This window comes from Bacteroides sp. 224 (genome assembly GCF_010500995.1).
Taxonomy (GTDB): domain Bacteria; phylum Bacteroidota; class Bacteroidia; order Bacteroidales; family Bacteroidaceae; genus Bacteroides.
In genome coordinates, this window is sequence record NZ_QVMK01000034.1 from 12087 (window position 1) to 36040 (window position 23954).

At 40.0% G+C, this 23954-nt stretch carries 19 protein-coding genes and 1 tRNA gene; 9 read left to right on the forward strand and 11 right to left on the reverse strand.

Features of this window, described 5'->3' with window-relative positions:
* Nucleotides 1-54 precede the first annotated feature (54 nt).
* From D0T60_RS14190 to D0T60_RS14205, 4 genes are all read right to left on the reverse strand, one after another.
* Complete coding sequence (locus tag D0T60_RS14190) at nucleotides 55-1677, reverse strand: hypothetical protein (RefSeq protein ID WP_163218767.1); 1623 nt, start codon at nucleotides 1675-1677, stop codon at nucleotides 55-57.
* 390 nt (nucleotides 1678-2067) lie between these two features.
* A complete protein-coding gene (locus tag D0T60_RS14195) occupies nucleotides 2068-3621 on the reverse strand; it encodes a DUF3868 domain-containing protein (RefSeq protein ID WP_163218768.1) in 1554 nt (517 codons plus the stop codon).
* Nucleotides 3622-3717: 96 nt separating this feature from the next.
* Nucleotides 3718-4332, reverse strand: a complete 615-nt coding sequence (locus D0T60_RS14200) for a DUF3575 domain-containing protein (protein WP_163218769.1) — start codon at nucleotides 4330-4332, stop codon at nucleotides 3718-3720.
* Nucleotides 4333-4791: 459 nt separating this feature from the next.
* Nucleotides 4792-5700 (reverse strand): site-specific integrase, encoded by a 909-nt coding sequence (locus D0T60_RS14205; protein ID WP_163218770.1) that lies wholly within the window; start codon nucleotides 5698-5700, stop codon nucleotides 4792-4794.
* A gap of 710 nt (nucleotides 5701-6410) precedes the next feature.
* Between D0T60_RS14205 and D0T60_RS14210 the strand changes: the two genes are divergently transcribed.
* Nucleotides 6411-7595, forward strand: coding sequence for an ATP-binding protein (locus D0T60_RS14210; protein WP_163218771.1), 1185 nt, complete (start codon nucleotides 6411-6413; stop codon nucleotides 7593-7595).
* A gap of 281 nt (nucleotides 7596-7876) precedes the next feature.
* On the opposite strand, the gene D0T60_RS14215 is transcribed toward D0T60_RS14210, so the two are convergent.
* Nucleotides 7877-8191 carry a hypothetical protein gene (locus tag D0T60_RS14215; RefSeq protein ID WP_163218772.1) on the reverse strand — a complete coding sequence of 105 codons (315 nt, stop codon included), beginning with the start codon at nucleotides 8189-8191 and terminating at the stop codon, nucleotides 7877-7879.
* Nucleotides 8192-8354: 163 nt separating this feature from the next.
* On the opposite strand from D0T60_RS14215, the gene D0T60_RS14220 reads away from it, so the two are divergent.
* The 3 genes from D0T60_RS14220 to D0T60_RS14230 are packed head-to-tail and all read left to right on the forward strand — an operon-like array spanning nucleotide 8355 to nucleotide 9750.
* The gene (locus D0T60_RS14220; RefSeq protein ID WP_163218773.1) at nucleotides 8355-8687 is read left to right on the forward strand and encodes an SH3 beta-barrel fold-containing protein; all 333 of its coding nucleotides are present in this window, start codon (nucleotides 8355-8357) and stop codon (nucleotides 8685-8687) included.
* Nucleotides 8684-9082, forward strand: a complete 399-nt coding sequence (locus D0T60_RS14225) for an N-acetylmuramoyl-L-alanine amidase (RefSeq protein WP_163218774.1) — start codon at nucleotides 8684-8686, stop codon at nucleotides 9080-9082. The genes D0T60_RS14220 and D0T60_RS14225 overlap by 4 nt, the downstream gene beginning before the upstream one ends.
* Nucleotides 9079-9750 carry a Lin1244/Lin1753 domain-containing protein gene (locus tag D0T60_RS14230; protein WP_163218775.1) on the forward strand — a complete coding sequence of 224 codons (672 nt, stop codon included), beginning with the start codon at nucleotides 9079-9081 and terminating at the stop codon, nucleotides 9748-9750. The genes D0T60_RS14225 and D0T60_RS14230 overlap by 4 nt, the downstream gene beginning before the upstream one ends.
* A 472-nt stretch (nucleotides 9751-10222) precedes the next feature.
* Here the strand turns inward: D0T60_RS14230 and D0T60_RS14235 are convergent.
* Nucleotides 10223-10296, reverse strand: a tRNA-Pro gene (locus tag D0T60_RS14235).
* A 70-nt stretch (nucleotides 10297-10366) separates the two neighbouring features.
* The gene (gene aroB, locus D0T60_RS14240; RefSeq protein ID WP_163218776.1) at nucleotides 10367-11428 is read right to left on the reverse strand and encodes a 3-dehydroquinate synthase; all 1062 of its coding nucleotides are present in this window, start codon (nucleotides 11426-11428) and stop codon (nucleotides 10367-10369) included.
* Nucleotides 11429-11506: 78 nt separating this feature from the next.
* Here aroB and D0T60_RS14245 point away from each other — a divergent pair, with 78 nt between their 5' ends.
* The 3 genes from D0T60_RS14245 to cls all read left to right on the forward strand — a co-directional run bounded on the left by D0T60_RS14245 (nucleotide 11507) and on the right by cls (nucleotide 16334).
* Complete coding sequence (locus D0T60_RS14245) at nucleotides 11507-11911, forward strand: hypothetical protein (protein ID WP_163218777.1); 405 nt, start codon at nucleotides 11507-11509, stop codon at nucleotides 11909-11911.
* Nucleotides 11912-11987: 76 nt separating this feature from the next.
* Entirely contained in the window at nucleotides 11988-14825 is a 2838-nt protein-coding gene (locus D0T60_RS14250; protein ID WP_163218778.1) for a TonB-dependent receptor, read from the forward strand.
* Between the two features lie 69 nt (nucleotides 14826-14894).
* Nucleotides 14895-16334 carry a cardiolipin synthase gene (cls, locus tag D0T60_RS14255; protein ID WP_163218779.1) on the forward strand — a complete coding sequence of 480 codons (1440 nt, stop codon included), beginning with the start codon at nucleotides 14895-14897 and terminating at the stop codon, nucleotides 16332-16334.
* A gap of 31 nt (nucleotides 16335-16365) precedes the next feature.
* Here cls and D0T60_RS14260 read toward each other — a convergent pair whose 3' ends face one another.
* From D0T60_RS14260 to D0T60_RS14270, 3 genes are read right to left on the reverse strand one after another with little or no spacing between them, the layout of a single operon-like run.
* On the reverse strand, nucleotides 16366-16899 hold the full coding sequence (locus D0T60_RS14260; protein ID WP_163218780.1) for an RsmD family RNA methyltransferase: 534 nt from the start codon (nucleotides 16897-16899) through the stop codon (nucleotides 16366-16368).
* A gap of 5 nt (nucleotides 16900-16904) precedes the next feature.
* Entirely contained in the window at nucleotides 16905-17708 is an 804-nt protein-coding gene (locus D0T60_RS14265; RefSeq protein ID WP_163218781.1) for a DUF3822 family protein, read from the reverse strand.
* A gap of 17 nt (nucleotides 17709-17725) precedes the next feature.
* Complete coding sequence (locus tag D0T60_RS14270; protein ID WP_163218782.1) at nucleotides 17726-18409, reverse strand: hypothetical protein; 684 nt, start codon at nucleotides 18407-18409, stop codon at nucleotides 17726-17728.
* Nucleotides 18410-18506: 97 nt separating this feature from the next.
* Here D0T60_RS14270 and D0T60_RS14275 point away from each other — a divergent pair, with 97 nt between their 5' ends.
* Nucleotides 18507-19925 carry an AAA family ATPase gene (locus tag D0T60_RS14275; protein ID WP_163218783.1) on the forward strand — a complete coding sequence of 473 codons (1419 nt, stop codon included), beginning with the start codon at nucleotides 18507-18509 and terminating at the stop codon, nucleotides 19923-19925.
* A 177-nt stretch (nucleotides 19926-20102) separates the two neighbouring features.
* Here the strand turns inward: D0T60_RS14275 and alaS are convergent, their stop codons facing one another.
* Nucleotides 20103-22718 carry an alanine--tRNA ligase gene (alaS, locus tag D0T60_RS14280; RefSeq protein ID WP_163218784.1) on the reverse strand — a complete coding sequence of 872 codons (2616 nt, stop codon included), beginning with the start codon at nucleotides 22716-22718 and terminating at the stop codon, nucleotides 20103-20105.
* Between the two features lie 262 nt (nucleotides 22719-22980).
* Between alaS and D0T60_RS14285 the strand changes: the two genes are divergently transcribed.
* Nucleotides 22981-23949, forward strand: coding sequence for a M23 family metallopeptidase (locus D0T60_RS14285; RefSeq protein ID WP_163218785.1), 969 nt, complete (start codon nucleotides 22981-22983; stop codon nucleotides 23947-23949).
* Nucleotides 23950-23954 lie beyond the last annotated feature (5 nt).

The following is a 23954-nucleotide window of genomic DNA, read 5'->3' on the forward strand; positions in this document are numbered from 1 at the left end:
AAAAATTAGTTAATTAAAAAACTATTTGGTGGCTACCTTACGGTAGCGCAATTTTCAATTTTCAACTGAAGAAGCTCTCAACTGATATTTCTTTGCCAGCTCAGAGATCTCCGGGTCCTTCTCCATCCGGAAAATTTTATCTTCATCCATTTCCAAAGATTTCTTCAGGTGCTTCACTGCTGCCTGTTCATCTTTTAGACGGCAACAGAGAATAGCTCCTAAATAGTGTGTCTGCGCTGTGGCGGGTATTTTGCGAAGCAAGGTATATGCCTCTCCGGAATATCCGGTACATGTTAATGCAAGGACCGTATTGTAATCTTTGTAATCTTTGAGGATGTTTAATGCCCGTCCATACTCGCGCTTTCTCAATAATTGCAAAGCAAAAGCATATTCTTTACGAGACTCATCGGTGAATGCCGGATTAGCCAACAAGTTAGGATCGGCCAACTCGTCTAACGAAGAAATTACATACGTCAACGTATCGGTTTTAATACTATAGGTGCTGCGATCCGTGGCACTGATCATCCCCTTCAGCGTAAGCTTCAGGTTGCGGAGTGTTGCTTTTACAGGATAACGCTTCGTATAGCGATAACTAAAAGCCTGCCCCTCGGGAAGTACCATATTATAATGAGCATCCGGCAAGTAAGGATAAGGAACCAACTGAGAAAAAACAGCGTCTTTACGACCGGTTTGAAATTCATTCATCAGAATGCGCTCATGCAGCAGATATTCATTGGCCAATTTCAGCGAATCACGTTCAGCCGGCAAGGCTGGTTGCACATCCTCCGGACGAAGCCCCTGCAAGTGAATCTCTCTGTACTTTTTAGGTACGGAGGCCAATGTAATTTCTTTGCGGGTACTATACTTACGGTTCAGCCGATTACATTCTTTCCGATAGGCACGTCCTAACGAACCGGTATCGGCGCCTGCCATCCGGCGACGCGTTAACTCACCCTCGTATTTACGACGTGCGCTACTTAATTCATTGGCTAAACGGAATTCTTGCATCAGGTTATCTTTACTGTATGCTTCTTCTTTAGCATATCTCCATTGCCAATATTCAGTAACCGAAGCCCAACGGCTATAGTAATCGTTCAAACCGCTTTCACGGCGGTGTCTAATGTCGCGTGTCAACCCTTTACGATCTACAAAAGCCGTATCATAACCGGAAGGATCAATCAACGAAGAAAGATAATCCTCATAAGCTGCATAATCTTGCTCTTGCATCTCCACAAAGTTCTTACCACGCAGCACTACATCTGCCAGCACCACCGACGAATCATTATGAAACAGTTCGGGCGTTAAGCAAAGCTGATAATCATCGGAGATGAATCGCCCCGGAATTTGGATTACGAAATCCACATCTACATATCCCTCGCGCACAGAAGTAAAACGGGTACGCGAAGTTACCTTTACCTCGGGCAGTGCATACACCTGCGTTGTATCCAAACGAGTAGGCTGGTCGCTACCCTCCGGATTTTCAGGTTCATCGGCCACCAACGTGTAATTTACCTGCTCGCCCAATGTCCGGCTACTTGAGTTACTGCCTCCATCCGGATGAGTGATAGAGATACGCTCCCGTTCCAGGAAAAGTCGCTCTGTCAAATGCTTGTGCGAGGTGGCACAAGAAATGAATAGGAGAGTTAATAAAATCAATATATATATAAAACGATTCATTTAATTTTTAATGTTCAATTTTTAATGTTCAATTTTTAGTCTTTTCCCTCCCGAAGGGAGAACTGTTAAGTTCTATCAATTGCCGTCTGCTTTAGCTGACGGTTCAGAGCATTTCTTTCTTTTTTCTGGCTTTAGCCAAACAAATCATTTGGCTAAAGCCCTGGTTGCATAAAGATTTCATAGTCCGTCAGCTAAAGCAGACGGCAATTGATAAAGAGAGCAGACGGCAATTGATAAAGAGAGAGATTAGAACTGAATAGTCCTGCTTCCGTGTCTTAATTCCCCTCTCCGCCCTACGGGCACCTCTCCCCGAAGGGGCGAGGAGTTCTATGCAGCATCCTAACCTGTAACTCGTAACTTGTAACTCGTAACTCGTAACTCGTAACTAAATCACCTCTTTTTATCATCTTCCCTTTTCCTCTTCATCTCCTCCAAGTTATGCACCGCCTCTTTCAGCCCTACCAGTGCTGCCTGGTTAAGTAACTCTTCTGCTTTATCCAGTTCTCCCAGTTGCAAGGCAATTACTCCCAGGTTATTCCAAACCGAAGGGCTTTGTGGAGATACCTTTTCCAGTAAGCGTCGTGCCGTTTGGTACTCTTCATTGCCGATTAATAAGGCAGCAGCATTATTTATCGCCACCGCATCGGTAGCAAAATGTTTGGGGATGATTTCCGTCATAATCTCCCGGTACTCCCGGCTGTCTTTTCCGTAGCTTTCGGCTACCCTGTACATTTCCAGTTGCGATAAGTTATCGGGGTTTCGGCGAAGCACCTCTTTGGCTTCGCTCAGGTTATAGTTTCTAACCATATAATCTACCCGGTATTCCACCCTGCGCAGTTCCGGAAAGAGCTCGCGTAGCATTTTGGAGTACGGTATACCGCGACCAACTGCTTTCAGTTTGCGTTCTTTGGCATCCGGTTCCTCATAGCCGGAAATAACTGCCAGCAATTCATTCTTATAATCCAGGTCGCTTTGCTCTACCAGTGTTTTGAGTCCTTTCCAGTCTTCGCCCGTCCAGCGCACTGTAAATAGCTGCTCGGCAAAGAAATAACGGTTTCGTATGTATTCCTTTAAAGCCGCTGCCCGTTCGCGCGATAACTTCTCGTTCGATGCATAAGTGCCCTCGGGAGATGCAAAGCCCTCTACCGTGATTCCCTTTAACTGTACATCGGCATCATCGGCAATGCCTGAAATGGCATCGTTGATCTTAGCCAGCTCCACCGGGTTTCGGCGAAAATCGGGAAGGATCACAGAGCGACCCACCTGAAAATCGAGGAAAGCACTACCCTGACGGACACGGGTTTTAGAAGCATCATCCGGAGTACTCATACTAACCAAAGGTTGTACCTGGTAAGGAGCACGAGGAGACAGATTTAGGCAATTATTTAATGTATACACATACAATTGACTTTGATGACGACACCCTGTAATCTCTTGTTTCAGAGAGAGGTTAGCCTGTTCCATCCAATCCTCATAAGGAAGGTGAATGTTGTAAGAGAGTATCTCATCTGTATATTTACCTGTAGTAACCGAAATATGAGGAGGTTGATAATAAGACAACCATTCATCACTACACAAAGCAAACCACCGACGATCCAGATGGGCACGTTTTTTTCCGGTGAGGCGTATATAAGGCAATATCACTTTACGAGTATCATCGGCAAGTTCCGGTTCGAATATCACAGTACCGCAAGTAGGTACAGCTTTGGAATCAACATGAATATCGAAACTCACAAACAACGTATCATTTCGTTCCAGAAATTCGCGTCCATTCACATAAACAAAACCCTGGTAGTTCTGTGCAAAAGCTGAGCCGCAACTCAATACAAAGAGAAAGAGGAGCCTCACCCCGAGCAGCCTCTCCCCGGCCCTCTCCCAAGGAGAGGGAGAAAGAATGCGTCGTAAAGTGTGAATGATTGAATGTATATTAGTTATTGTTGCCATAATTAGTACATATTAATATTGAAAAAAGAAATCTTAATTATTAGTCAAATCTATCCCCCTTCCCCCTCTCCTTGGGAGAGGGCCGGGGAGAGGCTGTTATTTCAGCACATAAATCAAGTTAATAGCCGCCCTTGTTGGCCCTACATAATGTTTATGCTTGCTCTTCTCCAAATCGCCACAATGGGCACATTCATATCGGTCATAATCAATATATAAATAGCCAAAACCTACACTGGCTTCTATACTCCATCGAGGAGAAAGATACCAATGATAACCATAGCTAAAACCGCCTCCACCAAAACGCCCGTCATAACGATGATCTTTTAAAGAACCTATAGACAGGTGACCGATATTAAACTCACCATACATGGGGTGAATACCAAAAAAATGACCGGTAAAGGGCTCGCAGAGCCAAGTACGAAATTCGGGCTGAACCATCCAATGCTTAAACTTCTTATTGCCGGAAAAAGTCCAGGGATTATAACTCCCCCCTACTTCGAGCGTATGCCTACGAGACAAACGAAATTCAGCAGCAAGATTAAAACTAAGAGTAGCATCCAACAGCAAGTTGTTTTTCAATGCAAAACGAGGTATGGAGGAACCTTTATACCGAAAAGGAACATCATGAGCAGTACCTGGAAAGGAAACCTGACTGAAAGAAGACAGGCTGAAAAACAAAAGGGAAAAAAGGAAGAAGAATTTCCTGTTCATAGATATAATGGATTTTTTTATGGTTTTAGCTTTGTTGCAAATATCCGTCACTTAGTAGGTGACAGATAAAACCAAGCAAATAAGCCCTCTAAAAGCTGTTGCAAAACAGAAGGAAGTATGACGAGGTAATAAGAAGAATCTAAGCAGCTCATACTTTATTAGAAAAAGTAAAAAAACGACTCTTTTTTGAGGAAGGAACGAAGAGTTATTGTGCGTACGTGTTAATTATAGTTAATTAACATAAGGGAAATACATACCTATTTGTAGTGTATTTTTACGCAAAACACACCGTGTATATAATAATATATCACAGAGATATATTATTTGTTACAATGTTTCAAGAAGCGAGATAAAAACAGTGATTGAGAACAAAATTTGCGCAATTCAGACGAATGCACTACATTTGCAACACGTTTTATCTGTCACCTACTAAGTGACGGACATCCTCAATTTCCCCTCTCAACAAGAACCACTTAATTTACTCATTACCAGACTATTAGCCTTCATTAGCGTCTCTACACTAAAGGAGGCCAAATAAATTCTAGTCACTTCTTCTGTACGATGTCCCATTGCCTGACTAATTACAGCTACATCTACACCACTATGATAAGCAATAGTAGCCCAAGAATGGCGTGCCACGTATGAAGTTAACTTATTTTCCATACCGGATAAGCGACCAATTTGTTTCAAATGGTGATTATGCAAATGTAAAGCACTTTCATACTGCGTATAAGCTCGTTGAGAAGAAGTACTTGTTATAATCGGAAGAAGATAAGGACTATCCGATACACGAGAAGCATACTTCTTCAAAATAGCCTGTGCTTCAGGAATCAAGCTAACAGTGATACTAGTTCCTGTTTTACGGCGATGGTAAGTCAAGGTATCACCAGACAGGTTATTCTTCATTAAGAAGGCCATATCTACAAAAGAAATACCTTGTGCATATAAGCTGAACAAGAAAAGGTCGCGGCTCTTATCCAAAGCAGAACCTTCTGAAAACATCTGTTCATTCAACTTCCGGATACTATCAGCCGAAACAGCTCTCTTCACTGTTTTACCTGTGCCTGTATATACACAGGCAAACAATTTGGGTGTAAAAGAAACATACTCACAGTCTACAGCATAGTTATACAGCGCCCTGAGCATACGCATGTAAAAAGAAATAGTGCTTAGACTCAATCCTCTATTTTCCAAAAACTGTTGGTAACTTACCAGAAATTTCTTGGTAAAACATTTCTCCAGAGTAATATCGCATAAGCAATAAGACTTTACGCTATTAAATGTACTTCTATATGCTCTTGAAGTACGATAACGCCCGTTTCTCAAACGTTCCTTAGAACGTAAATCTACTAAAGTGAATAATAACATAATAATATACTTTTATTAATGAAAATAGGTTTCTGATAAACAGGCTTCAAAGATATATGTTTAAAAATGAAATTGTATGAGATATGAAATGTATATTTGATTTTATTTACAAATAAATACATTGCAAATAGAGTCAAAATCACAAACAATGTAAAGTAGAAAATTGGAATGTTTATTTTTGGTAAGTAGGTGCTCGTAATTATCTAAGCATTTTGGTTATTCATTTGGGTTCGGTTTTGAGTTAAGTTGAAATGGGTACGCTGAAAAAACGGAATGAGCGGATGAACGCGGAAGATATATTTCTGTACTTATGTGGCAAGAAAAAATAATTCCGCGTGTTTCTGCTCATTCCGCGTTTTCAGCGTATCTATCTTGTTTTGAGTTATATTGANGCAGATTAACGCAGAGGATTAAGTTTTAGTTCTATGCAGCATTGTATTAAAAACTCTGTGTTAATCTGCGTAACTTTGCGGTTCAAATTTAATCATTTCCAAACCGTTTTAAAGGAAATGGAAATGGGTGTTTTCAGCGTATCTATCTTCTTTTGAGTTAAAAAGGGCGATGATATAAACTAATTATGAACATCTACTTACATGATTAAACTTATACCTAACGAAAGTAGTTGGGAATGTATGATTTATCATGAATTATTTGCAAACCTCAAAATATTGAGTAAATTTGCTATCTATATTGAGTAAAATTGAAAATATATGTTTGAACGTCCTTATCTGAAGTCGGTTAAATCAAGAATTGAAGAGCCCAGAAAGTTTATTCAGGTTATTCTGGGACCTCGCCAAGTGGGCAAAACCACTATGGTAACACAACTTGTTGAACAGTTGTTAATCCCAAACTTATTCGAATCAGCAGATGCCATTTCAGCTACAAACTCAGCTTGGATCACACAAATTTGGGAATCAGCTCGCCTGCGGATGAAAGCGTCGAACGCTTCAGAGTTCTTGCTTATAATTGATGAAGTTCAGAAAATAGACAATTGGAGTGAAGTCGTGAAACAACAATGGGATAAAGATACTCGTGAGAAAATCAACATAAAGGTGATTCTGCTTGGTTCTTCTCGATTGCTAATACAGAAAGGGCTAACCGAATCATTAGCCGGTCGTTTTGAAACTTTATATTTAGGACACTGGTCTTATCCCGAAATGCAGGAGGCATTTGGATGGAGTATAGAACAATACGTCTACTTTGGAGGCTATCCCGGATCGGCAACACTGATTAGTGATGAGGAACGTTGGAAGAACTATATAAAAGATTCGCTTATTGAGACCAGTATCTCCAAAGATATTTTGATGCTGACGCGGGTAGATAAGCCTGCTTTGTTAAAACGATTATTCGAGTTGGGTTGCCTTTATTCAGGTCAGATACTTTCATACACGAAGATATTGGGTCAACTTCAAGATGCTGGTAATACAACAACATTGGCCAACTATCTAAAACTGTTATCCGATTGTGGATTATTAGGCGGATTAGATAAGTACGCCGGAGATATAATCCGCAAACGTGGATCAAGTCCCAAATTCCAAGTATATAACAATGCATTAATTACAGCACAAAGCGATGATACCTACGAAAAAGCAATTGTTGATCCAAAGCTATGGGGGCGATTAGTTGAATCTTCAATTGGAGCTCATTTGATAAATCATGCTATTTCCGAAAGATACAACCTCTATTATTGGCGAGATGGAAATTACGAAGTTGATTTTGTCTTAGAAAAAGGTGATAAGGTAATCGGACTTGAAGTAAAAAGTGGAATGAAAGCAGAAAATGCGGGAATGGGAATTTTTACAGAGCGATTTCATCCGGAAAAGGTTCTGCTCGTTGGAACAGGTGGAATTCCTTACAATGAGTTTCTGAAGATTAATCCGAGAGAGTTATTTTGAAATGCTTGCTGTTTTAATTCAGTTTTGAGCTAATTCACCACAGATTAACACGGATTTTCACAGATTATTAACTAAAAGTTCTGTCCTCTTTGGTTTTGTAGTGGAATAATTTAATCTGTGAAAATCTGCGTAATCTGTGGTGAAAAGTCCTCCTTTCCGAACCATTTTAAAGGAAATGGAAATGGGTACGCGGAAAAAACGGAATGAGCGGATGAACGCGGAAGTGTTTTCAGCGTATCTATCTTCTTTTGAGTTAAAAAATTTAGACCGCTTCATCAGAATCAATAGTAGCCTCTATTCCAAACAGCTGTTAGCAAAGCCTCAAATTCTTCCCTCAAAAAACAAGGAATGAAACAAAACTTATCATAGTAATAGAACAGCCTTAGCATTAGCTCCAAAGAACCGCCACGCCCATTCTCAACGTAGGTAAGAAACCTACGTGTTATAAAAGTGTTTGCAACAACTGTGTGTTGTGTTAATCCATTTGCTTTACGAATTTTCCACAATACAATACCAATGCGCGATCCAACCATACTTTTTCTTTCTTCAAATGTTTTTGCAAAAAAATCTATATCATCTATAAAAGGGGTATTCATTGATTGATTATTTTAAATCGTTTCAGACGCACGCCGTGCGTCTCTACAAAGGAATAAAACCGTTTCCTAATAAAATGAGAAAAAATATTCCCATTCCATTACAAATTGATTTTATTCTTTTGTATTCAAAAGGATTTAAACATTACAAACAAAAGATTAAAAGATGAGAAAGAGAACAATAGGAGATCATAACAAACGCCTCCGGTATCACATTATGAGAGAGAAAGGCTATTCCGAAACCACTGCCTTATGGATGATTGAGCGACTGAAACAATTGGTAGATCACCTGCAATATGGACATGCCGTAATTGCCTATCGCAAACAAAATGGAGAATTCAGGTTGACCACCGGCACACTCATTTACTATCCGAATGCTTTTAAATGCAATTATCACTTTAAACGCATACAAACAACCGTGGTTTATTGGGATGTAGCCGAACAGGGATGGCGCACTTTTCAGGTAGAGAATTTTATGGAATGGAGGCCTGTAGTATGAGTTGGAAATATATTATGATTCATTGCACAGCTACCCCCGAAGGCAAAGATTATACTGTGAAAGAGATAGACAGGTGGCACCGCGAAAAGGGATTCAATGGTATAGGTTATCATTATGTTATTCATTTAAATGGTTGCATCGAAGAAGGAAGACCCATCACGCGGGCAGGCGCCCATTGCTATGGGTGGAACAGCAGCGCCATTGGCATAGCCTACATTGGCGGCACAGATGCCGATGGCACCCCGAAAGACACCCGAACAGAAGCACAGAAAAAAGCCATCAGGCAACTGGTGGAACGATTCAAAGAGCTCATCCCCATTAAACGCGTATTAGGGCATAACGAGGTAAGCAACAAAGCTTGCCCCTGTTTTGATGTCGGAAAGGAGTTTGCATGATAAACGATCAGTATTTTCCACACGACGCTACCGCTGCCAATAACCTGAAGCTGATGGCGCTTATACAAGAAGAAGGTGCCAAAGGCTATGGGGTATACTGGTTTCTTATTGAGTTTCTCCGTCAGCAAAACGGCTACAGAGGTCAGCTCAAGATGCTGGATATGCTGGCCCGGCGAATAAAGACAACACGCGTGGTGGTAGAACGTATTATTACGCATTACGCGCTCTTTGCCGTAGAAGACGATTGTTTTTTCTCGCCCGGCCTGAACGAAAGAATGCGCCCCCTCGACGATAAGCGAGCTGCCAAGAGCGATCAATGTCGGCGGGCAGCCGAAACTAAGTGGATGAAAATCAGGCAGCAACCGCCTGCGTGCGCAGTGCAAGAAGAGGAAAGGAAAGAAGAGGAGAGAAAGATAGATGATGAAGGAGGGCATTCTTCTATTAAAGCTCCTCCGGAATACGCATTCAATAAAAAAACGCATAACCTGGAAGGGCTATTGCAGCAGTTAGCCCGCCTAAAAATTAACGACTCGCAAGAAGTAAATGCTATATTAAAACTATCCGACTATGGAAAGTTAGGAAATACTATCTGGCAACTGCTCTACCATACACAATGGGGAAAAATAAAAACGCCGGGAAAGTTTCTGATAGCCGGGTTAAAATCATAAATAATATCATTTTGACACACTTCAGTTGTTTCATTATGCATCTGGATTAAAGAAACCCAGAGAAGCCCAAAGAAAAAAAATAGAGGAAGCCTTTCATAAATTAGGCAAAGAGTTATTGGCTGTGGAATTATGATGTTTAACTTGACACTGAACGTTTGTTCAACAGCTTGCCCCGGTTGAAAGATCGGGGCTTTTCTGTACTCCTTTCAACGAAACAACGAAGCTTACCTCCCTATCACTACACGTGTGAAAGAAAAAACGGGTAAGAAACCACCCTCACCCGTATATCATTCAACCACCAATAAAACAGAGTTTATTCAGTAGCAACACAAAGATAATGCTTTATTTTTGCATATAAAGAAAAAACGGTTAGTTCAGTTGCCTAAATCTAACCGCTTTTATAAATTCTTGATAAAACCGAACAATAACCGAACATTTTCCATCTAAGTTATTGATAATCAGTATATCATTGTCGGGATGACAGGATTTGAACCTGCGACCACTCGCCCCCCAGACGAGCACTCTACCGGGCTGAGCTACATCCCGAAATGCGGATGCAAAGATAGGGGTTAGTTTGAAAAAGACAAAGTATTTTAGCAATTTTTCTACAAGAAACTTATAATCCCATGCACTCACGGTAAAAATCGAGCATTTCAAAGATATTATCTTTATTGGCAGTTTGGTTTATAACGATCTTACCAATATCTTCTAATAAAGTGAAGTTAATAGTATCTCCTACATTCTTTTTATCATGCTGCATGAAATCATATAAAGTATCATATTTATCACAGTCAATGTAAAACGTACCATAGTTCTCTTTAACAAATGAAACAGTCTTCCGTAACTTCTCTTTTGGAAAACCTACATTCATAGTAGATAGATACAATTCACAAACAATGCCCCAAGCTACTGCATAACCATGAAGAACCGGACGTTTTTCGGCTAATGCCAAACTTTCAAAAGCATGTCCTACTGTATGCCCTAAATTTAAGGCTTTTCGAATTCCATGTTCTAAAGGATCTTGCAGAACTATATCTTCCTTGATATGTACCGAATGTCCAACTAATGATTTCAAATAGCTATAATCAATTTGTTCTGTATTGAAAGCGAGCAGTTCATTCCAATGTTCATCTGTACTAATCAATCCGTGTTTAAGCATTTCTGCATAACCAGAAAAGAAGTTGTAAGAATCAAGCGTACGAAGAAAATTAGTATCGATCAATACTGAATCGGCAGGTGCAAAAACACCGACTTCATTTTTCAAACCATTAAAGTTGATACCGGTTTTCCCACCTACAGAGGCATCCACCATAGCAAGAAGAGTGGTAGGAATATTAATATAATTCAGCCCTCTTTTGAAAGTAGCAGCAGCAAATCCTCCTAAATCCGTTACCATTCCACCCCCTAAATTAATTAAGAGAGAATGACGGGTAGCTCCTTTATCGCTCAAAACCTGCCAGACATGAGCTAAAGTATCAAGCGTTTTAGATATGTCATCGGCTTCAATACAGATTTCAATGGCTGTATGCAATTCCGGAATACCAATCAATTGCGGCATACAAAGTAGATGAGTATGCTTATCAGTTAGAATAAATATCTTATCGTGAGCACAACGACCAATTGCTCGTTTTACACTACTCTCTAAATTCTCACTTAGTATTACTTCTTGCTTATTCATAATTATTGGGTTTCTATGATGCAAAGATAGAACTTAGAAAACAAAAGAGTATATTTGCAACATAAAATATAGACTTATATGAAAGCTTTACTACCCATATTCTGCCGTCCAATGGGATATATCATCCTTCTTCTTGCAGTTTTTCTACCATTCATCCTTGCCATGTTTGGCAAGGTAACCGATCACAATCTTTTATTTTATAAAGAATGTTCTAAACTACTAATGATGGCCGGTGCCTTGATGATTCTTTTAGCACTTACCAAAAACGAAAATCTTGAAACGGAAAAAATCAGGATTAAAGCCATGCGCAATGCTGTATTCCTAACTCTCATATTTATTTTTGGAGGAATGCTTTACCATATTGCGCAGAAAGACATTACTTATGTAGATTCAACTTCATTTCTTATCTTCCTAATAATGAACATTTTAACATTAGAGTATGGTTTTAAAAAAGCAACCATGGACAAAATGTTCAAAAAATAATGTAATACGGATTAAACCTTTCGGATATCTTCAAGTCAAAGGATCAATCGTTATTACTCATTCATAGCTCATAAATATGAAAAAAATCTCTCTTTTAACGGTACTATTACTTAGTACCTGTATGACTTTTGCACAAAATGATAATAAAACAATCACAGTTACAGGAACAGTAGTTGAAGCTGAGACATCAGAGCCGGCCGTACAAGCTACCGTACAACTACTTTCGCTGCCCGACAGCACATATACTGCCGGTATAGCTACAGTAGCAGGAGGTAATTTTAACCTTTCCAATGTAAAACCTGGTAATTATGCATTAAAAATAAGCTATATTGGTTTTCAACCCTCTATTACATCTCTGAAACTCAATGCTACGAACCCTAACGTTAATATAGGTACAATAGTTATCAAGCCAGATGCAGTAATGCTGAAAGAAACTCAGATTGTAGCAGAAGCACCTCCCGTACAAGTAAAAGAAGATACGCTTATATATGCAGCCACTGCTTACAGAACCCCCGAAGGGGCTATGTTGGAAGAACTAATAAAAAAACTCCCCGGTGCAGAGGTTTCCGATGAAGGAAAAATAACCATCAACGGAAAAGAAATAAAAAAGATTATGGTGGATGGGAAAGAGTTCTTCTCCGATGATCCGAAAGTAGCCATGAAAAACCTACCTGTTAATATGGTAGAGAATGTGAAGTCTTATGAAAGAAAAAGCGACATGGCCCGAATCACCGGTATAGACGACGGTGACGAAGAATCCATTCTCGACCTTACTGTTAAAAAAGGCATGAAGCAAGGTTGGATAGGAAACCTGATTGCAGGAATGGGTAACAAAGAACGCTATGAAGCCGGTGGTATGGTGAGTCGTTTCCAAGACGATGCAAGTTTAAGCATTATAGGATCTCTCAATAACACAAATAATCAAGGTTTTTCTGAGTTTGGAGATGCAGGGCAAGGGATGAGCGATCGAAATGCCGGCACAGGAGTGACTGCTTCGAAAATGTTAGGAGTAAACTATGCTAAGAACACCGAAAAATGGCAAATAGGAGGAAACGTGAAATATGGTTTCTCTGATAATGATGCCTATACCAAACGTTCTTCTGAAGAGTTTACTGACAGAGGATCAAGATTCACCAACAACATCAATACCGCCAACCGAAAAAGACACGATGCACGTGCCGACTTTCGGATAGAATGGCGACCGGATAGCATGACTACGGTTATTTTTCGCCCAGGTGCTTCTTATTCTCACACCAATTCAAGCAGTGCTACTTGGTCGGATGTGTGGGAAGGAGATACCTTACAGAGAGTATCTAATCGATGGTCTTCCAGCAAAAGCAATAATTACACATTGAATGGTAGATTAGAGTTCTACCGAAAATTAAACAACAAAGGGCGTAATTTCTCGTTAAGGGGAAGTTTTGGTTATAGCGATGGAGGCACAGATAGAGACTCTTACACCACCAATGTATACTCTAACGACACAATACCCAACGATACCTTAGACTTATATACCGACATTGCCAGAGACAGCAGAAACTGGAGTATAGGAGCTTCTTATACAGAACCAATATTCAAGAACCACTTCTTGCAGATGCGTTATGAATTTGCACACCGGAAGCAACTTTCAGAATCACTGGTGTACGACAACCTTACCGGTAATATACTCTATGTTGATTCATTAAGTTCGCGTGTTGAGAATTTCTACGATACACATTCGATAGAAGCCTCCATTCGGGGTATTTATCCTAAACTGATGTATAGCGCCGGTATTACACTGACCCCTCAATCTTCTTTAAGTGAAACAACTATAGGCCCTAACTCAAGCAAACAATTACCCAAGCAGAATGTAACCAACTTTGCTCCTCAGGTAATGTTACGTTATCGGTTTGACAAACAACATATACTGATGCTTCGCTACAGGGGTAGAAGCAGCGAACCCAATATTGAAGATTTGCAAGAGGTTATAGACTTATCGGATAAATCAAACATCAGATATGGTAACCCTAACCTGAAACCCACATTTACACATAACATGATGCTACGTTACAACCGGTATATACCGACATCTATGAGTAGCTACACAGCCAACCTTTCTTATAGCAATACCCAGAATGCAGTAACCAACCAAATTACGTATATTGAAGGGGGAACCATCTCTAAGAAAGTAAATGTAAATGGTAACTGGAATGCTCGTGGTTCTTTTACCTTTAATACCCCACTGAGAAACAGGAGATTTACAATTTCTACTACCACTAATGCTACACTGTCTGATGCGGTGAGTTATACGCGCACAAGACAAAAACCAGGAGAAGAAGTACCGGCGGAGCTAAGCACCACCCACAACCTCATACTTGGAGAACGACTTACAGGTAGCTACCGTACCGATAACTTTGATGTATCACTCAAAGGATCTGTAAGTTACAACCATACAACCAACAATAAACAAGCCAATAGCAACAGGGAAACATTCGACTACATTGTAGGAGGAAGTACAAACATCAACCTTCCCTGGCAGTTGTATCTCTTTACCGATTTAAACTACCGAATTAAAGATGGATACAATGGAGATTTTAAGAAAAACGAAGCTATTTGGAATGCACAACTTTCAAAGAACTTCCTCAAAAATAACAGAGGTACCATCCGTATTAAGATTTACGACATTCTTCAGGAGCAAACTAACCTGAGCCGAAGCATTTCTGCCAATATGATCAGCGATACCGAAACCAACACTTTAGGCAGCTACTTCATGGTTCACTTCGTATATAAGTTGAACACATTGGGCGGCAAAAGCGTTAACCGTAGAGCCAACTTTGGAGGTGGTGGACGTCCGGAAGGAATGCCCCCAAGAGGTGAACGCCCAAGTGGCGGATACGGCGGTGGCAACTTCGGTGGCGGTGGCGGACGCTTCTAGTTTTCCTACCATTCCATTGGCTTATATGCTATATTTTGTTTACATTTGAATGTTATAAGCCAATGGAATATGGAATGGAATATTCTCGCTAACCAAATTACCGGAATAGTTTTCAATATCATTTATACCGGTATTATTATAGGAACTATCATCGTGATTTTACTGGATAACCGAAATCCGGTAAAAACAATTGCATGGATCCTTATACTAATATTCCTACCTTTAGTTGGCTTGGTTTTCTATTTCTTTTTTGGACAAACCAGCAGGCGCGAACGCATCATTGAAAGAAAAAGTTATGACCGCCTGCTACAGAAACCAATGGCAGAATATCAAGCACAAGAGCCTCTCAATATTCCGGAAGAGCACAACCGCCTCATGCACTTATTCTGGGGTATCAATCAATCTTTCCCTTTCGACTGTAATCAGATAGAAACATACACCGACGGTTATAGCAAACTACATTCTCTTATTCGCGAACTCTCGAAAGCTCAAAATCATATTCATCTGCAATATTATATTTTTGAAGATGATCCTGTTGGTAGGCTTATACGTGATGTATTAATAGATAAGGCTAAACAAGGTGTGGAAGTACGCGTTATCATTGATGATGTAGGATGTTGGCATGTACCTAATAACTTCTATGAAGAAATGCGCGATGGAGGAATAGAAGTACGTAGCTTCCTCAAAGTCCGCTTCCCTCTTTTTACCAGTAAGGTCAACTATCGTAATCATCGCAAACTTGTAGTGATCGATGGCTGTGTAGGATTTGTTGGGGGTATGAATCTTGCCTGGCGCTACGTAAAAGGATACTCCTGGGGGATATGGAGAGATACTCATATTATGATTAAAGGAAAGGCTGTACATGGCCTACAAACCAGTTTTTTATTGGACTGGTATTTTGTAGACCGTACCTTAATCACCGCTTCGCGATACTTTCCACGTATTGATTCCTGTAGCGGAAATGCATTGACCCAAATTGTAACCAGCGACCCGATTGGAGAATGGAAAGAAATTATGCAAGGGATAACAATGGCACTTAACAGTTCCCAAAAATATTTCTATATACAAACACCTTATTTCTTGCCCACCGAAACCATATTAGCAGCACTCCAGACAGCTGCATTGGCAAGCGTAGATGTTCGGCTAATGATACCGGAACGTGCCGATAACCAATTTACCCATTGGGCCAGTCGTTCTTATCTAAAGGATCTATTGAAAGCCGGAGTCAAAGTATATATCTACCAAAAAGGATTTCTCCATTCTAAGATGATGGTTTCTGATGATTCACTATCAAGTGTTGGCTCTACTAACATTGACTTCCGAAGCTTTGAACACAATTTTGAAGTCAATGCTTTTATATACGACCAAGAAACTGCCCTCTACATGAAGGATATATTTATTCGGGATCAGAAAGATTGCAAACAAATATATTTAAAGAATTGGGTTAAAAGACCCATTCACCAAAGAATGATCGAGTCTGTTATGAGGCTATTGGCTCCCCTACTCTAAGAAACCGTTTTGAATTTTATAAAATAACCTATCAACGAAAGAAAGAGAAGTTTACACTACCATACACTCTTTTTTCTATAAAGTGAGGATGATCATCGAAGTTATCCTTCTTTCCATGTTCAAGCACTAATATCCCATCTTCTTTAAGCAAATTGTGATTAAAGATCAAGTCCGGAATTGTTTCTAATCCCTTAAGTTCATAAGGAGGATCAGCAAATATTAAATCAAACTGCTCGCGAGTATTGCTCACGAATTTAAAAACGTCACCACGAATCGGAAAGCACTTATCTGTTTTGAGTTCTTTGAGAATCTTAGTTATAAAAGCAAAGTGTGCCGGCTCTTTTTCTATACTAATCACCTTTTCACAGCCACGAGACACAAGTTCTACACTAATGCTGCCTGTACCTGCAAAAAGGTCGAGGGCTGTTATATCTTCAAAATCAAGATAATTGCTACTCAATACGTTAAATAGATTTTCTTTGGCAAAATCTGTAGTGGGACGCGCCTTAAATGTACGGGGCACTTCGAAACGTCTCCTTTTATAAATACCACTGATTATTCGCATGTTGTTTAATCGTTAGATAGTAAGATTTGCATATCAAACGGTACCTTTTCTATATTAAAAGCTGCTGATTGGGCTAAATCTGCACTTGGGTTAATTACAAAAACTTGTTGCACGAAGCGTTGGAGTCCTTTTATCAGTTGCTCCTTATCCGGTAGTTCACCTGTTAGATTTAATTCATCACGCAATTGATCCATATTAAGTTGCTTCCATACATACAACAAATAATAAATACGATCTTCCGTTTGTTTGCAAGTAAAGGAGTTTACCAACAACAACTGTCCGCGCTCAAAGCAATACACATCTATAAAGTTTTGATGTACATATACATACATTTTCTTTGTATTGCCCGAACGGCTTTTCATAGAGAAGTATTCAATCAATGAACTTGATTGCGAATAGAACTTTGTATCCGGATAGTGTTCGCCGATAGAAGTATACACACTCTTATCGAAAGCAAATAGAATAACCGTACCGTATTTCCTCAGTATATTATATAATACTTTTTCATTATCCCATACCGGATGATTATAATAAAAAAGCGTTTCGGCCATTTCATCATCAAACAGTTCAAGAGGTATAAGCGTAAAGCGTTTGCTTACTACAATAACATTAACTCGTTTGTAGGCACGAGATAAAAAATCCAGTTCTTTAAATGCTTGCTTAAGATTGGCAGCCAGAGATAGTGCCTGATCTACTTTGTAGTCAAAATAGTGTATCGAATTATCAGAGATCGGATTATAGATAGAAAAAGAAAATCCATCCGCACTCAGGCGGATGGATAGTGTTTCTAAAGTTGCTCTTTCGGGCATTCTTTGGTTTTATTTTATTATTCCCAGTTTCCTGAGTTGTTATTTGGATGAGTTAAAGAACCAATCATCAAACCAGGATATTTCTCCAATTTTGTTTGAAGATCGATAAGATTAATAATTTCTTGTTTGTCAAGTCCATCCAAATAAACAGAATAAGGAGTTTTCACCTCTAACAAAATAAGGGGAGCACCAGACTCAGCTGTATCATGTTTATATTCCATCTCAAATTCTTTTCCGTTTCCGAAAGGCACGTATCTGATAGAATCAACATTAAATCCTTTTCCGTAAAGTGTATCAAGAACAGATACCCATATAGTGTCACGCTTGAAATTTTCAAGACCGGCTTTCTGCACTTCATCCCATTTTCCGGTTTGTTTTGCCTTATTGATAATGGCCATCGCTTTTCTTTCAGTCAAACCATCTTCCAACTGTCTATCTGTTAAAACACCTTCTTTAGCCACATACGGAATTTGGCCGGTTTTAACAAAGTCAATTAATGTATCGAAGCTTTTTGTATACGTAAGCTTTTGTACGCGATATTCCTGCTGAGCTTTACGAATATCAATCAAACGCGCAATTACCTTGGCGTCTCTAACTTTTTTGTCTTTCTCAAAGTTAATAGGGCCCATGATACTTGCATAGCAAACATATACTAATGCACAAATACATAGACCTAATAATACATTAACAACTGTTTTCATGATAAATATATTTTTTTTAGTTTATATTCGTAGCCGCAAAAATAAAATAAATAAATCTAATTAACGAGCGTTCACAAGACTTTTTTCCATAACAGAAATGATTAATAACTATTTAGAACGTCAAATTAAGGAATATTTCCCTTATGAACTGACCGCAGAACAAGGAAAAGCGTTAAATAACCTTTCCTCTTTTCTGGTTTCAACGTCTAATGAGGCGCTGTTTATATTACGAGGATATGCCGGAACCGGAAAAACCTCGCTGATAGGTGCTTTGGTTAAAGCAATGGATAAACTCCAGCAGAAAGTGATACTCATGGCACCCACCGGACGGGCCGCCAAAGTATTTGCCGGCTATTCGGGACACCCGGCCTTCACCATTCATAAAAAAATATACAGGCAACAATCTTTTTCGAATGATACCAACAACTTCTCAATCAATGATAATTTGAACAAGCACACTCTTTTCATTGTTGATGAAGCCTCTATGATTTCTAACGATGGCCTCTCAGGAAGTGCATTCGGTACGGGTCGATTACTTGACGACTTGATACAGTTTGTTTATTCAAGCCCGGGATGTCGTTTATTATTAATGGGAGACACAGCGCAGCTACCGCCTATAGGCAATTCCGAAAGCCCGGCTCTATCTACAGGAGTCATCAAAGGCTATGGATTGGATGTCACGGAGATCAATCTTACAGAAGTAGTAAGGCAGGGATACAACTCTGGGATTCTTTGGAATGCAACCTTACTCCGAAAACTGATTGCAGAAGAAGATTGCTTTGCGCTTCCACCCATCAAAGTCAGTGGCTTCGCAGACATTAAACGCCTCAATGGAGATGAACTCATTGATACGCTAAATGCATGCTACGAGCGCGACGGCATGGAAGAAACAACCGTTATATGTCGTTCCAATAAACGTGCCAACATTTACAATAAGGGAATAAGAAACACGATTCTGTATCGGGAAGATGAATTGAATACCGGAGACATTCTGATGATTGTAAAAAACAACTACTATTGGACTGCACAGAATAAGGAGATTGATTTTATAGCCAACGGAGATATTGCCGTCGTACGCAGAATACGTCGCGGAAAGGAGCTATACGATTTCCGTTTCTTAGATGTGGTACTTTCTTTCCCCGACTACGACGACTTGGAAATAGAAGTTAAAATTCTATTAGACACGCTCCACACCGACACCCCTGCCCTCCCCAAAGCCGATAATGACAAATTATTCTATGCTGTATTCGAAGACTATGCCGATATTGGTAACAAACGGGAGCGCATGGCAAAGCTTAAATCTGATCCTTTTTATAATGCCTTGCAAGTGAAATATGCTTATGCTATCACCTGCCACAAAGCACAAGGCGGACAATGGAAAAATGTATTTCTGGATCAAGGATATGTATCGGAAGAGTATTTAACGCCGGATTATTTTCGATGGCTGTACACAGCTTTTACACGAGCTACAGATAATTTGTATTTGGTAAATTATCCGAAGGATCAAACAGAGTAACAGTATTTAAAACAGATACGCGGAAGAAGAGGGATACGTATACAAAAAAAGAGGTGAACAGCCACAAAGTCACAAAGAAAGAATATAAATTCTGTGTCTTTGTGACTCTGTGTTCATTCTATTCATAGAGGAAATATAGCATAATCTGCTCTCTTTTCCAAGTAAACAGATTCATTTTTAAAATCCTGCCAGTTCAAGTACTTTCGATACAGCAGATGTTAAACCTTCGATGTTTTTACCCCCTGCCGTAGCAAAATGAGGTTGTCCTCCACCGCCGCCTTGAATCAGCTTGGCAGCTTCGCGCACCAATTGTCCGGCATTCATTCCACCGGCAACCAAATTATCGCTAAGCATAATGGTTAACAATGGCTTACGTCCATCTGTACTTCCTGCTACAAAGAAAAGATTTTCCGTTATTTCTCCACGCAACTGGAAAGCTATATTCTTCACAGAATCAGCAGGCATTGGTCCTACATATTTAACGACTTTCACTCCATTTACTTCTCGGATACTTTTAATCAGTCTTTCTTTGATGGAAGCTTCTTTTTCTTTCATGTAGTCTTCCACTTGTTTCTTCAAGCCGGCATTTTCATCCAAGTACCTACGAACAGCTACCGACAGGTCGGGAGCGTTATTAAATAAAGACCGGATTTCTGCAATGCTATCCTGAATAGTATCAAGCAATTCTTCAACCCTCTCTCCTGTAACAGCTTCAATACGACGCACACCTGCAGCTATAGAGCTTTCGGAAATGATCTTCATGATACCAATGTTACCTGTAGATGGCACGTGGATACCTCCACAGAACTCTATAGATGAGCCAAATTTAACAACACGTACTTCATCGCCATACTTCTCTCCAAAAAGAGCAATAGCACCTAAATCCTTCGCTTCGCTGATTGGAATACTCCGGAACTCGGTCTGCATTATATTCTCGCGGATACGCTTGTTTACCAAGTGCTCTACCTTACGTATTTCTTCATCGGTTACTTTTTGGAAATGAGAAAAGTCAAAACGAAGAGCATCCGGTGTAACTAAAGACCCTTTCTGTTCTACATGCGTACCTAAAACTTCGCGCAATGCCTCGTCCAACAAGTGGGTTGCAGTATGGTTAGCCGCACTTGCAGCGCGTTTCTTTAAATTCACACAAGCCTTCATAGGAGCTTCGGGCTGCTTAGGTAGTGTTTTGGTGATGTGTACAGAAAGATTATTCTCTTTCTTGGTGTCTATCACTTCAATGGTTTCGAATTCGTTAGACAGCGTACCTACATCTCCTACCTGTCCTCCACTCTCTGCATAGAACGGAGTATAATCAAGTACAATTTGATATAATGTCTGATTCTTCTGCTTAATTTGACGATAACGAAGAATAGAAGCATCGTATTCGGTATAATCATAACCCACAAATACGGAATTACCTTCCTTTAAAGTAACCCAATCTCCTGTTTCTATGGCAGCCGCATTACGTGCACGTTCTTTTTGCTTCTGCATTTCGGCATTAAACTCTTCTATATCCACCGTCATTTTATTCTCACGGAGAATAAGTTCTGTCAGGTCTAAAGGAAACCCGAATGTATCGTAAAGCGTAAAGGCATCTTTACCATTTACAACTGTTGTGCCTTTGGCTTTCGCATCTTCCATGGTTTTATCCAACATGCGAATACCAGTTTCGAGCGTATGCAAGAAAGTTTCCTCTTCTTCTTTAATCACTTTCTCTATCAACACTCTCTGAGCAACCAATTCCGGATAAGCTTCTCCCATATTGTCGATAAGAACCGGAATCAACTTATACATAAACGCACTCTTTTGTCCCAGGAAGGTATATCCATAACGAACAGCACGGCGAAGAATACGACGAATTACATAACCGGCTTTGGCATTCGAAGGCAATTGTCCGTCGGTAATCGAGAAAGCAATGGTACGAATATGGTCGGCTATCACACGCATGGCAATATCCTTTTGTTCGTCTTTGCCATATTCGTTATGAGTGATTTTAGCTATTTCTTTAATGATGGGTTGGAATACATCCGTATCATAATTAGATATTTTCCCTTGCATTGCCATACAAAGACGCTCAAATCCCATACCTGTATCAATCACCTTGGCCGGAAGCCCTTCGAGTGATCCATCAGCCTTACGGTTATATTGCATAAATACAAGGTTCCAGATTTCAATTACTTGCGGATGGCTTTGGTTTACTAAAGTAAGCCCATCTACCTCGGCACGTTCAGCCTCGCTACGCAAGTCAATATGTATTTCGGAGCAAGGACCACAAGGACCGGTATCGCCCATCTCCCAGAAATTATCATGTTTATTTCCGTTAATAATGCGACCGGCAGGCAGAAACTGTTCCCAAATGGAGGCAGCTTCATTGTCGCGTTCCAAACCATCTTCAGGACTACCCTCAAAAACGGTGGCATATAAGCGCTCGGGATTAAGCTTTAATACTGTTACCAGATATTCCCACGCCCATTCAATGGCTTCTTTCTTAAAATAATCTCCAAACGACCAGTTACCAAGCATCTCAAACATGGTATGATGGTATGTATCGTGACCTACCTCTTCTAAGTCATTATGCTTTCCGCTTACTCTTAAGCATTTCTGCGAGTCCGCAACCTTTTTATACTTAGCCGGTTGATTACCCAGAATAATGTCTTTAAACTGATTCATTCCCGCATTGGTAAACATCAGTGTAGGGTCATCTTTAACAACCATAGGAGCCGATGGTACTATCTTATGGCCTTTCGACTCGAAGAAACTCTTAAATGAGTCTCTGATTTCTTTAGCAGTCATATTTGAGTTTTAAGTTTATTGTTTTTAGGGTTTTAAGTTTATAGTTTTGAGTTTTAAGTTTATAGTTTTTAGGGTTAAGTAATCAAAGAGTTAAAGGGCTGCTTCAAGCAAGAACTTATGTTAATCTTCATTATTAGTAATTCGAAAACAGTTCGCAAACAACCTAAAAACTTAAAAACTATAAACTTAAAAACTTAAATGGTGCAAAGATAGCTCGTTTTTATTATTTTTGTCGCATTATCGGCGAAATATTAACCCAACTATGCGTAAAGTATACTATATCTATAACCCTCAAACTCAAACGTACGACCGTATTTATCCTACCATTCGTCAACGATGGCTAAGCATACTCCGTCGCCTTTTCATTGGTATGGGTTTTGGGGCCGGAGCTTTTATTATTCTTCTGATTATATTCGGCTCGCCTTCGGAGAAAGAACTTCGCATAGAAAACAGCCGCTTGGAAGCACAATACAATGTACTTTCGCGACGTCTGGATGAAGCCATAGGCGTATTGCAGGACATACAACAAAGAGATGATAACCTCTACCGGGTGTTATTTGGAGCAGACCCCGTGCCATCAGACATACGAAAAGCCGGCTATGGTGGTACCAACCGCTACAAGCACCTGATGAATATGCCTAATGCAAAGGTTGTTATCGACAACACTCAAAAGCTCGACCTACTGTCTAAACAGCTTTATATACAATCCAGATCTTTCGATGATGTATTGGATATGTGCAAGAGCAGAGAGGAAATGCTACAATGTATGCCGGCCATCCAACCGGTATCCAACAAGGATCTTCGTAAAACAGCTTCCGGATACGGTATGCGTATAGACCCGATTTACAACACACGTAAATTTCACGCAGGAATGGATTTCTCGGCTCCTTCCGGAACAGATATATATGCCACCGGAAACGGCGTAGTAGTGAAAGTAGGATGGCAAAGTGGATATGGTAACACCATAGAGATTGATCATGGCTTTGGCTATCGTACATTATATGCCCATTTGCAGGATTTTCGCACCACAGTGGGCAAGAAAGTTATGCGTGGCGAAGTTATTGGTGGCGTAGGAAATACGGGGAAAAGCACTGGTCCACATCTCCATTATGAGGTTCATGTAAAAGGACAACATGTAAACCCCATCAACTATTACTTTATGGATTTAAGTGCAGAAGATTACGACCGCATGATACAGATTGCAGCCAACCACGGTAAGGTATTTGACTAAAACTT